Origin of the sequence: Streptococcus marimammalium DSM 18627 (assembly GCF_000380045.1) — a bacterium.
Taxonomy (GTDB): domain Bacteria; phylum Bacillota; class Bacilli; order Lactobacillales; family Streptococcaceae; genus Streptococcus; species Streptococcus marimammalium.
The window spans coordinates 83,222-98,100 of the sequence record NZ_KB904340.1; the positions used below are offsets into that span (position 1 = coordinate 83,222).

15 protein-coding genes and 1 pseudogene are annotated in these 14,879 nt (G+C 32.7%); 13 read left to right on the forward strand and 3 right to left on the reverse strand.

Features of this window, described 5'->3' with window-relative positions:
* The first annotated feature begins 72 nt into the window (after positions 1–72).
* The 13 genes and pseudogenes from A3I1_RS0101895 to xerS all read left to right on the forward strand — a co-directional run bounded on the left by A3I1_RS0101895 (position 73) and on the right by xerS (position 12,453).
* A complete protein-coding gene (locus A3I1_RS0101895; protein WP_018369630.1) occupies positions 73–771 on the forward strand; it encodes a GntR family transcriptional regulator in 699 nt (232 codons plus the stop codon).
* 24 nt (positions 772–795) lie between these two features.
* Positions 796–1,416, forward strand: a complete 621-nt coding sequence (locus A3I1_RS0101900) for a GntR family transcriptional regulator (RefSeq protein WP_018369631.1) — start codon at positions 796–798, stop codon at positions 1,414–1,416.
* Between the two features lie 121 nt (positions 1,417–1,537).
* Complete coding sequence (locus A3I1_RS0101905) at positions 1,538–2,722, forward strand: quaternary amine ABC transporter ATP-binding protein (RefSeq protein ID WP_018369632.1); 1,185 nt, start codon at positions 1,538–1,540, stop codon at positions 2,720–2,722.
* A 46-nt stretch (positions 2,723–2,768) separates the two neighbouring features.
* The gene (locus A3I1_RS0101910) at positions 2,769–4,457 is read left to right on the forward strand and encodes an ABC transporter permease/substrate binding protein (RefSeq protein ID WP_051069670.1); all 1,689 of its coding nucleotides are present in this window, start codon (positions 2,769–2,771) and stop codon (positions 4,455–4,457) included.
* Positions 4,458–4,564: 107 nt separating this feature from the next.
* Positions 4,565–4,897 carry a putative DNA-binding protein gene (locus A3I1_RS0101915; RefSeq protein ID WP_018369634.1) on the forward strand — a complete coding sequence of 111 codons (333 nt, stop codon included), beginning with the start codon at positions 4,565–4,567 and terminating at the stop codon, positions 4,895–4,897.
* A gap of 23 nt (positions 4,898–4,920) precedes the next feature.
* On the forward strand, positions 4,921–6,468 hold the full coding sequence (gene ffh / locus A3I1_RS0101920) for a signal recognition particle protein (RefSeq protein WP_018369635.1): 1,548 nt from the start codon (positions 4,921–4,923) through the stop codon (positions 6,466–6,468).
* A gap of 161 nt (positions 6,469–6,629) precedes the next feature.
* Entirely contained in the window at positions 6,630–7,310 is a 681-nt protein-coding gene (locus tag A3I1_RS0101925; protein WP_018369636.1) for a SatD family protein, read from the forward strand.
* 1 nt (position 7,311) lies between these two features.
* Positions 7,312–8,037 (forward strand): DUF3307 domain-containing protein, encoded by a 726-nt coding sequence (locus A3I1_RS0101930; protein ID WP_018369637.1) that lies wholly within the window; start codon positions 7,312–7,314, stop codon positions 8,035–8,037.
* 141 nt (positions 8,038–8,178) lie between these two features.
* Entirely contained in the window at positions 8,179–8,619 is a 441-nt protein-coding gene (locus A3I1_RS0101935; RefSeq protein ID WP_018369638.1) for a YkvA family protein, read from the forward strand.
* 20 nt (positions 8,620–8,639) lie between these two features.
* Positions 8,640–9,164: pseudogene (locus tag A3I1_RS08125) on the forward strand (DUF1697 domain-containing protein).
* Positions 9,165–9,286: 122 nt separating this feature from the next.
* Positions 9,287–10,345, forward strand: coding sequence for an LLM class flavin-dependent oxidoreductase (locus tag A3I1_RS0101945; protein WP_018369641.1), 1,059 nt, complete (start codon positions 9,287–9,289; stop codon positions 10,343–10,345).
* 117 nt (positions 10,346–10,462) lie between these two features.
* A complete protein-coding gene (locus A3I1_RS0101950) occupies positions 10,463–11,200 on the forward strand; it encodes a MerR family transcriptional regulator (RefSeq protein WP_018369642.1) in 738 nt (245 codons plus the stop codon).
* 182 nt (positions 11,201–11,382) lie between these two features.
* A complete protein-coding gene (gene xerS / locus A3I1_RS0101955) occupies positions 11,383–12,453 on the forward strand; it encodes a tyrosine recombinase XerS (protein ID WP_018369643.1) in 1,071 nt (356 codons plus the stop codon).
* Between the two features lie 90 nt (positions 12,454–12,543).
* On the opposite strand, the gene A3I1_RS07775 is transcribed toward xerS, so the two are convergent.
* Genes A3I1_RS07775 through A3I1_RS0101970 form a run of 3 tightly spaced genes read right to left on the reverse strand, consistent with a single transcriptional unit; the run spans position 12,544 to position 14,844 of the window.
* The gene (locus A3I1_RS07775; RefSeq protein ID WP_018369644.1) at positions 12,544–13,197 is read right to left on the reverse strand and encodes a DUF4767 domain-containing protein; all 654 of its coding nucleotides are present in this window, start codon (positions 13,195–13,197) and stop codon (positions 12,544–12,546) included.
* Between the two features lie 49 nt (positions 13,198–13,246).
* Positions 13,247–14,182: a sensor histidine kinase gene (locus A3I1_RS0101965; RefSeq protein WP_018369645.1), complete on the reverse strand. Its 936-nt coding sequence runs from the start codon at positions 14,180–14,182 to the stop codon at positions 13,247–13,249.
* Positions 14,179–14,844: a response regulator transcription factor gene (locus A3I1_RS0101970; RefSeq protein ID WP_018369646.1), complete on the reverse strand. Its 666-nt coding sequence runs from the start codon at positions 14,842–14,844 to the stop codon at positions 14,179–14,181. The genes A3I1_RS0101965 and A3I1_RS0101970 overlap by 4 nt, the downstream gene beginning before the upstream one ends.
* Positions 14,845–14,879: the final 35 nt, after the last annotated feature.

The following is a 14,879-nucleotide window of genomic DNA, read 5'->3' on the forward strand; positions in this document are numbered from 1 at the left end:
CTTGAAGAAGGATATTAGACATTCTTAGTTATTCAAAAACTGATATATTTTATTATCTAAAAGGGAGTTTTTATGATACCTGCTTATATTAAAATTCATGATCATATAAAAAAAGATATTGAAGAGGGCATCTGGAAAATAGGAAATCGTTTGCCTAGTGAACGTGATTTGGCAGACAATTTTGGTGTTAGTCGAATGACACTTCGTCAAGCTATTTCCCTTTTAGTTGAAGAAGGTGTTCTAGAAAGAAGAATTGGCAGTGGCACTTATGTTGCTAGCAAAAAAGTGCAAGAGAAAATGCGAGGAACAACCAGTTTTACTGAAATAGTGACTTCTCAGGGAAAAAAACCATCAAGCCAGCTTATTTCTTTTCAAAAAAAATTAGCCAGTGAAACAGAAAGACAGTATCTCAGGTTAAAAGCTGATGAAAATGTGATTAAGATGGAACGTATTCGTTTCGCAGATAATCTTCCTTTGGTTTTTGAGGTTGCTAGTATTCCAGAGCGCTTAATTTCATCATTTAATCGTACTGAAATTACTGAACATTTTTTTAAAACACTAACTGAAAATGGTTATCAGATTGGAAAAAGTCAACAAACTATCTATGCTAAGGTGGCCAATGAAAAAGTGTCAAAATTTTTGGGTATCAATAAGGGTCATGCTATTTTAGCACTGACACAAATTTCTTATTTTACTGATGGTACACCATTTGAATATGTTAGAAGTCAATATGTTGGTGATCGATTTGAATTTTACTTAGAAAATAAATAAAGTGACCAAATAAAGGATAATTAAATGACAGAAAATGAAATTATTAATTCTCGCTATCAAAAAGTGGCTATCGGTATTGCTCAAAGAATAGCTGAAGGAAAATTTAGTGTTGGAGAAAAAATAAAATCTCGTTCAACAATAGCAACTACTTTTAATGTGTCACCTGAGACTGCTAGAAAAGCAATCAACGTTTTAGTTGATTTAGATATCTTAGAAGTGAGACAGGGCAGTGGTGCAATTGTTGTTTCAAAAGAAAATGCGATAGCATATGTGAAACAGTTTAATATCCGTAATTCTTTAAAGTCACTTGGACATGATATACAAAGTCATCTTAAACTGCAAAAAAAAGAAATGGATAGACTATCTGGGCTTGTGCAAAATTTTTTAGATCAATCAAGTCTTATTAAAAAAGAATTCCCTTTTGAACCTTATGAGTTAACGATTGGGGAATTTTCTCATCAAGGTAAATCATTACAACAATTAAATATTTGGCAACAAACTGGAGCTACTGTGATTGCTATTAAAAAGCAGGGCAATTTTATTTTATCACCTGACCCTCTTACTATTTTAAATAAAGGTGATCAGATTTTTTTTGTAGGCAATGACTTGTCATCTTTTCGAATGCAACATTTTTTCAATAGTTAATAGATTATTTACTCTTTACAAGAAAACACCTATGTCATAGGTGTTTTTATTTGACATAACTGACCACATTGTTATAATATAGAATGGTCAGTTTATTAAAAAAGAATGAAAGAGGGATTGAATGATCAAATTAGAGGTCAAAAATTTAACAAAAATATTTGGTAAAAAACAAAAGTTAGCTTTAAACATGATTAAAGATAATAAGTCAAAGAATGAAATTTTAGAAAAAACTGGTGCAACAGTAGGTGTTTATAATGCTAATTTCTCAGTTGAAGAAGGTGAAATATTCGTTATTATGGGATTATCTGGTAGTGGAAAATCTACCTTGATTCGTCTGCTGAATCGCTTAATTGAACCATCAAGTGGTGATATTTATATCAATGGTGCTGATATTTCTAAAATGAACAAAGAAGAATTAAGAGAGATTCGTCGGAATACTTTAAACATGGTTTTTCAAAGTTTTGCACTCTTACCACATAAAACAATTTTGGAAAATACAGAATTTGGATTAGAGTTAAGAGGAGTTCCAAAAGATGAAAGAGTGATGAAAGCAGAAAAAGCACTTAATAATTCTGGACTTCTTCCGTATAAAGATCAATACCCAGACCAATTATCAGGTGGGATGCAACAACGTGTTGGTTTGGCACGTGCTCTTGCTAATGATCCTGAAATTCTTCTAATGGACGAAGCATTTTCAGCTCTTGATCCTCTTATAAGAAAAGATATGCAAGATGAGTTATTAGAACTACAATCTCAAGTGCAAAAAACAATTATCTTCATCACTCACGATCTTAATGAAGCCCTTCGTATTGGTGATAGGATTGCACTTATGAAAGATGGAAAGATCATGCAGATTGGTACTGGTGAAGAAATACTAACGAATCCAGCCAATGATTTTGTGCGTGATTTTGTTGAAGATGTGGATCGTTCAAAAGTTCTAACAGCTCAAAATATCATGATAAAACCTGTAGCTTCAAACATCGACAGTGATGGTCCAAAAATGGCTTTAAATAGAATGAAAACTGAACACGTTAGTATGTTAATGGCAGTTAATAAAAAACGTCAGTTACTTGGTGTGATAACTGCTGACGGAGCTCTAGAAGCTAATCGAAAACAACTTAGTCTAAAAGATGTTTTAGACACAAAAGTCAGAAAAATAACTGCTGATACTCTAGTAACTGATATTCTACCACTGATTTATGATTCTTCTAGCCCCATTGCTGTAGTTGGAGATGCTAATCGCTTACTTGGTGTAGTTATTAAAGGTTCTGTCATTGAGTCATTAGCTAAAATTACTGAAGAATAAGGAGAAAAATGTGATTTTTTTACAAACTAAATTACCCGTCGCTGAGATGGTAGAAGATTTAACCGCTTGGACAACAAAAACTTTCTCAGGATTGTTTGATGTTATTCAATCAGGTGGTAGTAGTGCTATGGATTACATCACTTCCTACCTTACGTTTATTAATCCATTTGTTTTAATTACAATTATAACGGCCATAACCTACTTTCTTTCTAGAAAAAAATCTAAGAAAAGTTTTGGTCTAGCCTTATTTACTCTACTTGGTTTGCTTTTTATTTATAATCAAGGGTTATGGGGAGATTTAATTAATACCTTTACTTTAGTTTTAGTTGCCAGTGTGATCTCTGTTATTTTAGGAATTCCTTTAGGTATTTGGATGGCAAAAAGTGATCGTTTCCGCCAAATCATTAGTCCAATTCTTGACTTTATGCAAACTATGCCTGCCTTTGTTTACTTAATTCCTGCCGTAGCCTTTTTTGGGATTGGCATGGTTCCTGGTGTTTTTGCCTCAGTCATCTTTGCATTACCACCAACAGTTCGTTTTACCAATCTAGGTATTCGTGAGGTTTCTGGTGAACTATCTGAAGCAGCGGATTCATTTGGTAGTACATCACGTCAAAAATTATTTAAAGTAGAATTACCAATTGCAAAAGATACAATTGTTGCTGGTATAAGTCAAACTATCATGCTTGCGTTATCAATGGTTGTAACAGGATCGATGATTGGGTCTCCAGGACTTGGTCGTGGTGTTTTATCAGCGCTTCAAAAAGCTGATATAGGTTCTGGTTTTGTTAATGGATTAGCTCTCGTTATCTTAGCAATTTTGATTGACAGAATAAGCCAACTGGCTAATCATAAGTCGTCTTACAAACCAACCTCACCTATCATTAAAAAAATTGTTGTAGCTGTTGCTATTTTGTCAATGATTGGTGTTGGTGTTGCTAAAAATGTGGTGTCAAAAAATAAAAATACGAAGGAAACTATTCGTCTCTCTTATGTTCAATGGGATTCAGAAATTGCATCAACCAATGTTTTAGCAGAAGTTCTAAGAGAATATGGTTATAATGTAGAGTTAACACCACTTGATAATTCAGTGGTTTGGAAATCAGTAGCAGAAGGGACAACTGATGCATCAGTTAGTGCTTGGTTACCAGTCACTCATGCTGATTTATACGACACTTACAAAGATAGTCTTGAAGATTTAGGACCAAACTTAGAGGGTGTTAAATTGGGCTTAGTAGTCCCTCAATATCTTTCTGCTAATAGCATTTTAGAACTATCCGATGAGGCTAAACAGACAATTACAGGAATTGAGCCAGGAGCTGGTATTATGGCTGGTGCTGATTCTGCCCTAGAGACTTATTCTAATCTTTCAGGATGGCAAGTTTCACCGTCATCAACAGGAGCTATGGTCACGGCTCTTGATAAAGCAATCTCTGCTAAAGAAGATATTATAGTTACAGGTTGGTCTCCACATTGGATGTTTGCTAAGTATGACTTGAAGTATCTTGAAGATCCAGAAGGTGTTTTTGGTGGATCAGAAAGCATTAAAACAATGGCTCGTCTTGGGCTAAAAGAAGATCATCCAGAAGCTTATCAGATTATTGATAACTTTGAATGGACATCTAAAGACATGGAAGCTGTTATGCTCGATATCCAAAACGGCGCTAGTGAAGAAGAGGCTGCCCAAAAATGGGTTAGTGAGAATAAAGAAACCATTGAAAAATGGAGTAAATAAGCTAATTAAACAAGAGTTTTTCAACTCTTGTTTTTCTTGTTTATAGATATTCATAAAAGTCTTTTACACGACTATTAAAAAAGATAGAAATTTGCTATAATATTCTTATGGAAATTGAAAAAACAAATCGAATGAACGCTTTATTTGAGTTCTATGCAGCACTTTTGACAGATAAGCAGATGAATTATATTGAGCTTTACTATGCTGATGATTATAGTTTAGCTGAAATTGCTGAAGAATATCAGGTCAGTCGCCAAGCTGTGTATGATAACATTAAACGTACTGAAAAGATTCTTGAAGATTATGAGAGAAAACTTCATATGTATTCTGACTATATTGTTCGTAGTCAGATTTTAGATGAGTTAATGATGAGATATTCAGATGATCGCTATTTAATTGAAAAGTTATCTTTTCTAATTAGTATTGATAATAATGACTAACCAAGAAAATAGGAGAAATAATAATGGCATTTGAGAGTTTAACAGAACGTTTACAAGGGGTTTTTAAGAATCTACGAGGTAAGAAAAAATTATCTGAAAAGGATGTTCAAGAAGTCACTAAAGAAATTAGATTGGCCCTTCTTGAAGCTGACGTTGCCTTACCAGTAGTTAAAGAATTTATAAAACGTGTTCGAACACGTGCTATCGGACATGAAGTGATTGACACTTTGAATCCTTCACAACAAATAGTTAAAATTGTTAATGATGAATTGACGACTGTTTTGGGTTCAGAAACATCTCATATTAAAAAAGCACCCAAAATTCCTACGATTATCATGATGGTTGGTCTTCAAGGGGCAGGTAAAACAACTTTTGCTGGTAAATTAGCTAATAAATTAATCAAAGAAGAAAAAGCTAGACCTTTAATGATTGCAGCCGATATTTATCGTCCTGCAGCTATTGATCAGTTAAAAACTCTTGGTCAACAAATCGGTGTTCCTGTTTTTGATATGGGTGTTGAGCACTCTGCAGTGGATATTGTGACTGAAGGACTCAACAAGGCTCGTGAAAATCGTAATGACTATGTCTTGATTGATACGGCAGGACGTCTTCAAATTGATGAAATTCTTATGAAAGAGCTTCGTGACATCAAGTCTCTGGCTAATCCAAATGAAATTTTGCTTGTTGTTGACAGCATGATTGGTCAAGAAGCTGCAAATGTTGCTCGTGAATTCAATGAGCAGCTTAATATTACTGGTGTTGTTTTAACAAAGATTGATGGTGACACTAGAGGTGGTGCAGCTCTTTCAGTTCGCCATATTACCGGGCAACCAATTAAATTTTCTGGTACTGGTGAAAAGATAACAGATATTGAAACCTTCCACCCAGATCGTATGGCTAGCCGTATTCTTGGTATGGGCGACCTTTTAACCCTGATTGAAAAAGCTAGTCAAGAGTATGATGAACAAAAATCAATGCAACTCGCTGAAAAGATGCGTGAAAACACCTTTGATTTTAACGATTTCATTGAACAATTAGACCAAGTTCAAAACATGGGGCCTATGGAAGACATTCTTAAAATGATTCCAGGAATGGCTGGAAATCCAGCACTAGCAAACCTCAAAATAGATGAAAGAGAGATTGCTAGAAAACGGGCTATCGTTTCATCAATGACCCCTCAAGAACGTGAAAATCCAGATTTGTTATCGCCAAGTCGTAGACGTCGTATTGCTAGCGGTTCTGGTAATTCCTTTATCGAAGTCAATAAATTTATTAAAGATTTTAATCAAGCTAAAGCTATGATGCAAGGCGCTATGTCTGGTGATATGAATAAAATGATGAAGCAAATGGGAATTGATCCTAGCAAAATGTCTAAAAACATGGATATGAGTGCTTTGTCTCAAGGAGCTATGCCAGGAATGCCAGATATGTCTGCCTTAGGTGGTAGTGATATGGATATGAGCCAACTATTTGGTGGAGGCTTTAAGGGAAAAATTGGTGAAATGGCGATGAAACACTCTATGAATAAAATGGCCAAGAAACTTAAAAAAGCAAAAAGAAAAAGAAAATAAGTTAATTAGTTTACATAAAATTATTTATGTAAACTTTTTTTTATTTTTAATACGAAAAAATTCTAAAAAATGTCTATTATGATGGACATTCCTTAAAATTTCCGTTATAATGGACATTTTTAAAAATGTCTGTTATAATGGACATTGTAAAGGAGATAAGAATGATATATATTGCAATTATAGGAGATATTATCTCTTCAAAATCAATCAAAGAACGTTCTCAAGCGCAAAAAAAGCTTATGAGATTAATAACAGACATCAATAAGAAATATGAAAAAGTTTTAAAATCACCATTTACTATAACAACAGGTGATGAATTCCAAGCTTTATTGTTACCAAATCATCATGTTTTTGAGATGATTGATTCTATTTCGGCAAATTTTTTACCCTATCATATTCGCTTTGGTATTGGTGTAGGAGAAATATTAACTGATATCAATGAAAAACAAAGTATCGGTTCAGATGGTCCAGCATACTGGTATGCAAGACAAGCCATCGACTATATTCATGATAACAATGACTACGGCACAAATTTTATTGCCGTTTGTGTAGAAGAAGAAGCACTAGGCAGAACTATCAATAGTGTTATTGCTGCTGCAGAGTTTATTAAATCAAAATGGACATCTACTCAAGAAGAAATTCTAACATCTCTTTTAGAGCAAAATAGTTATGATGAAAAATTTGAACATAAAAAAATAGCCCACCTTTTAGGACTCACACCAAGTGCTTTCAATAAACGTCTTAAAGCTAGTGGTCTTAAAATTTATTTGCGTCTAAAACGTCAAGCAATGAATACTATTTTACAGATGATAAGAGAAAAAGAGGCTAAAGGAGAAGAGTAATATGACAATGATTTCAAATTATTTATCAGCTTATCCGGTCATGACTTTAATGTTACTAGCACATGTCCTAGCCGATTTTCAATTTCAAAGTCAAGAAATGGCTGATCAAAAAGTGTTAAAAGGAGGTTACCTTTATAAACACTACCTAGGTATTTTTATACCAATGATTACTTTGATAATCCTTGCACCAGGTTTCATCGGTTATTATTTATTAGTTTGGCTAAGCCATGTTGTGATTGATTATGTCAAATGTTCTTTGGATAATGTTATCAAAAAAAATAATAGTGTCGTTCTGGCTTTTTTAGTTGATCAACTCTTACATATTATCTGTATTGTTTTACTATATTCTTTTTTTAAAACAAATCACGCGCCATTTTATCTTTTTGAAAACTATCAGTGGATCCAACTAGCCCTATTTTTAGCCTTGATAACCAAACCTATCAATATTGCTTTTAAAATTATCTTTCAAAGGTATCAAGTTAAAGAAACTGAAGAAAAAAGCATAAAAGGAGCAGGAGCGGTTATTGGTAATCTGGAACGTTTTGCGACAGCTTTATTTCTTATTATGGGGCAAATACCAGCCATCGGATTGATTTTTACCGCAAAATCGATTGCCCGCTATGATAAAATATCAAAAGATCAAGCTTTTGCAGAATACTATCTAATAGGTTCACTATTTAGTATTGTCACTGTTGTAGTTGCATTTTTAATGATTTATGGCTGGTAAAAGAGAGAAATGCTCAAGATTTAGAGGTTGGTTTGAGACTAGTTTTAAAAATAATGCTATAATAAATAAAATCATTTCAAAATGATAATAATCTCAGAAAAACTGAGATTTAATAGTCATAACAAAGAAAGAGAGAAACAAATGGATTTTAATAAACTAAAAAACAGTAGAGCAGTTACTGAAATTGAAAAAAGATATGATGACGCTAAAAAAATATTAAAAGACGATCAAAAAGTAGAATCGTTTTTAAAAGATCTTGAAAAAAAATTAAATAAAATTCCTGTTGCTGGGGATTCATTAGCTACAATACCAGTCATGGCATCACTGGTAAATAGTTACGCTAAAAAGAAATATACCGATGTTCCAACTGGAGTGATTGTGCTTATTGTCAGTGCCCTCATTTACTTTTTAACACCATTTGATATTGTTCCAGATAGTATTCCGTTTCTTGGTTTCTTGGATGATGCTTTTATTCTTTCAAAAGGATGGAAAATGGCACAATCTGACTTAAAAAACTATCAAAAATGGCGCAAAGAACAAAATAAAGATAATATCATAGACGTTGAAGAAGAAACAGTCTAGTGTCTTGAAAGGAAATTTTAATGGAGTTGATTGCCCTTCTTAGAGGTGTTATGCCAACGGGAAAAAATAAAATCCCCAAGATGTCCTATTTAGTAACAATTCTTGAAGAGGTCGGCTTTCATAAAGTACGTACTCATATCCAAAGTAGTAATGTGATTTTTCAAACAAAGCTATCTAAGAAAGCATCGGCTGACTTGATTCGAAAAACTATTAAAGAAAAAATCGGGGCAGATTTGCCAGTTATCGTTAAAACAGTTGCCGACTGTCAAAACGCTGTGCTGGGCAATCCTTTCTCCGAATCTTACGATAGAAGTCGTATTCACTTGGTTTTTACTAATGATAATTAGGAAGAAGGAGCGTTAGAAAAAATAAAAGTCATTGATTTTAATCAAGAAGAATTAGTGGTAGGAGAACACTGTTTTTATCTTTATCTTCCTAAAGATGCTACTAAAAAGAAATTAAATACTAATTTCTTGGAGAAACATCTAGGTATCATTGCAACAATGAGAAAAATAGGTGTTATTGAAAAATTATTATTAAAATGAAAGTCACTTTTAAATGAAGTGATTTTTATTTTAATAATAAGTCAAAATAGTTTACCATTTTCTTTAGAAGTGCTAAAATAAAGTTATAGTTATTTCGAATTCTAAATAAGTGAGGTAATAATATGATTGAATTAGGTATTTCATCTTTTGGAGAAACAACACCACTTGAAAAAACAGGTAAAGTAATTTCTCATGATGAACGTATTCGTAATATGGTTGAAGAAATGATTCTTGCTGATGAGGTAGGACTAGACCTTTATGCTATTGGTGAACACCACCGTGATGATTTCTCAATATCCGCACCAGAAATTTTACTTGCAGCTGTAGCATCAAAAACAAAAAATATTCGCTTGTCAAGTGCTGTAACTATTCTGTCTTCCATTGACCCTGTCAGAGTCTATCAACAATACGCTACTATTGATGCTCTCTCAAATGGAAGAGCAGAAATTATGGCTGGACGTGGGTCATTTATTGAATCATTCCCATTATTTGGTTATGACTTAAATGATTATGAAGAATTATTCAATGAAAAATTAGATATGCTTCTTCAAATTAGAGAAAATACTAATTTGAATTGGAAGGGTAAACACACACAAACGGTTAATAATAGACCTGTCTATCCTAGGTCTGTTCAAGATAAATTACCAATTCATGTGGCAACAGGTGGTAATTTCCACTCAACGCAACGTATTGCAAAAATGGGTTTGCCAATCGTTTATGCAATTATTGGTGGCAATCCACGTGGATTTGGTCAATTGATTAGACTTTATCGTGAAATTGGTCAAGCTCATGGTCATGATTTAAGTAAAATGACTGTAGCAGCACATTCATGGGGTTGGCTATCAGACGATAAAGAAAAAGCTGAAAAAGAATACTTTTATCCAACAAAACAATTAGTTGATAATATAAGTAAAGATAGACCTCATTGGACAGAGTTGACTTATGAAGCCTATCTTCAACAAATTGGTCCAAATGGTGCTATGTTTGTCGGTGATGCTGAAACAGTTGCAAATAAATTGATTCGTATGATTGAAGATTTAAAACTCGATCGTTTCATGCTTCACTTACCAGTTGGTTCAATGCCACACGAAGATGTCTTAAAAGCCATTAGAATTTTCGGAGAAGAAGTAGCACCAAAAGTAAGAGAATACTTTGCTAACAAAGAAAAAGAAGCAAATTAAACGAACCCTTTTGATGTATAAGAACTGAGAAATCAGTTCTTTTTTAATTTTTTTAAAAAAGTATTGACACTCACCTTAGGTAATAGTTTATACTAAATGTGTTAGGAGGATTTCTAAATGACCTATTTAGTTAAAAAAGTCAGTGAAATAAGTGGTGTATCAGTGCGCACCTTACATCACTATGATAAAATTGGTCTGTTATCACCACAAAAAAATGATAATGGTTATCGGTACTATACTAAAGAAGATTTGGCCACTCTTCAAACAATTTTATTTTATAAGTACCTTGGTTTTTCTTTAAAGCAAATCAAGGATTTGCTAACAAAAGATGATTCCCAACGACTTAATAAACTAAAGAATCAATTAGAGTTAATGAATCAAGAAAAATTCAAACTGCTAACACTTATTGAAACATTAGAAAAAACGATTTTAGCTGAGGAGGGAAAATTACAAATGACAGCAAAAGAACAATTCAAAGGATTTACTTATCAAGACAATCAAAAATATGAAAAGCAAACCAAAGAAAAATATGGTGAAAAAGTTGTTGAAGCAAGTAAGGAAAAACAAAAGGGCAACGAAAAGATAATGACAGACGCCTTTAATTTCGTGTTCACGCAATTTTCAAGTCAAATGAAAAAGGGTGAAGAAGTTTCTTCACTTGAAAATAAAAAACTGGCCGAAGAACTTTATCATCTTATTAATCAGTATGGGTTTGATTGTTCATTAGAGATTTTTGGAAAAATCGGTCTAAACTATGTTCAAGATGATGAATTTAGAAATAATATCGATCAATTTGGCGAAGGCACTGCAAAATACATTAGCGAAGTTATTCAAGCATATGTTAACGAACATTGATTGCAACCCTATTAGGAAAATATCCTATTCAAAAGTTTGTAAAGGAAATCTTATGGTTTCCTTTATTTTTATGGTTTAGATTTTCTCTTGTAACATCTTTCCGAAAAACTATAATTTTCTTGAAACATATATTAGGCTATGCTATACTATAACTAGAGAAAATTTAGAAAGAGACAAAATTTATGAGACGTGAACTACTACTAGAAAAAATTGATGCTTTAAAAAAAATCATGCCCTGGTATGTTTTAGATTATTACCAATCAAAATTATCAGTTCCTTATAGCTTTACAACACTTTATGAATATCTTAAGGAATATCGTCGTTTCTTTGAATGGTTATTGGATTCTGATATCTCAAAAGCTTCTAAAATGGCAGATATCCCTCTAAAAACACTCGAAACTTTGACCAAGAAAGATTTGGAGTCTTTTATTCGTTATCTGAGAGAAAGACCTCTTCTTAATGCTAATTCGACGCAAAACGGTGTCTCTCAGACCACTATCAATCGAACGCTCTCAGCTTTGTCTAGTTTATATAAATACTTGACTGAGGAAGTTGAAAATGACCAAGGAGAACCTTATTTTTACCGTAATGTGATGAAAAAAGTCTCAACCAAAAAGAAAAAAGAAACTTTAGCAGCTAGAGCCGAAAATATCAAAGGAAAACTTTTTTTAGGCGATGAAACTATGGAATTCCTAGAATATGTTGAAGTTGAATATCCTAATCAACTTTCTAATCGGGCTCTTTCTTCATTTAATAAAAACAAAGAAAGAGATCTTGCGATTTTGGCACTGCTTCTTGCTTCTGGTGTTCGCCTTTCAGAAGCAGTTAATCTTGATTTAAAAGATGTTAATCTCAAAATGATGGTCATTGAAGTTACAAGAAAAGGTGGTAAAAGGGATTCAGTCAACGTTGCTAATTTTGCCAAACCCTATTTAGAAAATTATCTTAATATCCGAAAACAACGTTACAAGGCAGAAAAAAATGACACAGCCTTCTTCTTGAGCCTGTATCGTGGTGTACCTAATCGTATTGATGCTTCAAGTATTGAAAAAATGGTTGCCAAGTATTCTGAGGATTTTAAAATCAGAGTCACTCCACATAAATTAAGACATACGCTTGCGACAAGACTCTATGATGCTACAAAATCGCAAGTTCTAGTCAGTCATCAATTAGGTCATGCCAATACACAAGTCACTGATCTTTATACTCATATTGTTAATGATGAACAAAAAAATGCATTAGATAAATTATGATTCTCTAATAAAGTCTGTTTTAATATTCAAAAGCCTGCATTGTTTCTACAACAATTGTCAGGCTTTTTTGATATCACATAAAATAAAATGTTATTGAGCAACAATCGTCTTAAAACCATTTTTCAAGTCAAGATTTTCAGTTTCAGTAAAGTATAACCAATTATTGTCATTTCCTTGATTTTGGTTGGTGTGCAGAACCATTGCTTGTCTGTCTTTGATGACAAAATAGTATAAATGCTTAACATTAGGATAACTTTGTTCATAATCACTATAGACAGCAACGAGATTATAAATATCAGGCTTATCACCAGTATCAGACCATTCCACATTGATTGGAGAGTCGTTTAATACTGGTGTCATACTATCGCTTTCTACAGAACTTATTTTTGGAGTTAGGTAACCATAGTAATTAAGAGGATTATCGGGGGTATAGCTAGTATAAACTTGATTCATTTCAAGCTGCCATTCACTGATAAAGGATTGTAATGCTTGCGCTTTTCCAGCAGTCCATAGATGATTTAGACTGGGTTCTTTTTCTATTTTATCATTGTCGGATTTTTCCACCTCTTTTGTTTCTGTTGATTTACTGTCATTTTTTTTGTCAGTAGTTTCAATGGTTGTTAGCTTATTATCTTTATTATTTGAATACTTACTATTTAATTGTATGCTACCCCAAATTAAAAAACTTAAAATCCCAAATAAAATTCCTACTCCAAATATAGCTAAATACTTATTTTTTTTCATATTGCCTCCCGAAAGTTTACATAAATAAACTTATGTAAACTATTTGAAATTATTTGTTTAAAATTACTTTAGTTCCTTTGTCAATAACACTAATAATAGCAATATTAATCTTTAAATCATCAAGAATTCGTTTAGTCATATAAAGCCCTAGTCCTGTTGCTTTTTGATATTTTCTGCCATTATAACCAGTAAAACCTTCTTCAAATAGTCTTGGGATGTCTTCTTTTAAAATACCAATGCCGGTGTCTTCAATGATAAGAGAATTTGCCATCTTAATAGTAATCTTACCACCTTTTTTGGTGTATTTAAGGGCATTATCTATCAGTTGTGTCACAGCGAAAGTTAACCATTTTCGATCACTTTTAATCTCCCAATCCCCAATAATTTCAATATCAATATCTTTATGTAAGAATAAAAGACGGTATTTTTTAACAATCTCAATCACTACTTCTTTTAGATGAATTCTTTCAAACCTAAAATCGGTTTGATGATGGTAAAATTTTAAATAATTAATAAGAGTGTCCACGTAGTTATCAAGACTTAACAATTGTCGATTGATGTCTTGGGGCTTTAGCTGATTGGTTTGTGTCATGAGAGAGATAGCTGACAAGGGTACTTTCATTTGATGTGACCACATTTTAATCAAGTTTTGAAGATCTTTCTCACGTTGACGATATTGTGATAGTATCTCAAATTGTTCTTTTTCTAGAGTGAAATAATGCTTTAAAAAGGCTTTTTCTAATGGACTATTAAGTAAGCTATCTTTTTCAAGAAGGATATTGGTGCTCAATTCTTTTCGTTTTTGATAGTAATTGCTAAATTGCCAAATACTGATTATGATGAGTAATGTACCGATAAATAGTAATGATGTGATGAAGTAGTCGATAGGTAAACGATAGAGAAAAAAAGTGATTAGAAAAGTCACCACTATTAACAAGTAAAGAGTAAACCAAACAAAATATTCTTTTAAAAAATCTTTTATCATTGGATTAAATACCCTACTCCTCTTACTGTATGAATGTGATTAAATCCGATTTGATTCACTTTTTTTCGTAATCTTGTCATATTGACACTTAGTGTATTGTGATCAATAAATTCTTCGTTTTCCCAAAGTTTTTCTAGCAAAACTTCTTTAGACACTACTTCCCCAGCTTTAGCAAGAAGCGTTATCATAATTTTCGTTTCAGTTCTTGATAGTTGAATATGCTGATCTTCTTTAAAGAAATCACCATCAGGTGTTAGATTAAAGTCATTATAACTGTAGTCTTTCTGACTAAATTGATAAGCACGTCTTAAAAGTGCCGTTAATTTAGCTTCTAAGATATTAAGAGAAAAAGGTTTAGCAATAAAATCATCAGCACCCATGTTCATTGCCATAATGGCACTCATATCATCATCGGCACTAGAGATGAAAACGATGGGTGTCGTTAATGTTTTACGGATTTCAGTCGTCCAATAAAAGCCATTAAAATAAGGTAGAGAAATATCCATCAAAATCAAGTCGGGTTGAAATTCCTTTATCTCTTGCAAGATAGCTCTAAAATTTTGAGAGGAGAAAACCAGGTAATCTTTTTTAAAGTAGTTGGAAAGAAGAGTAACAATTGTTTCATCATCTTCAACAATATAAAGTTTTTGTTTCTTATTCATACTTCTATTTTACCAAAAAAGTAGCGATTAGACGC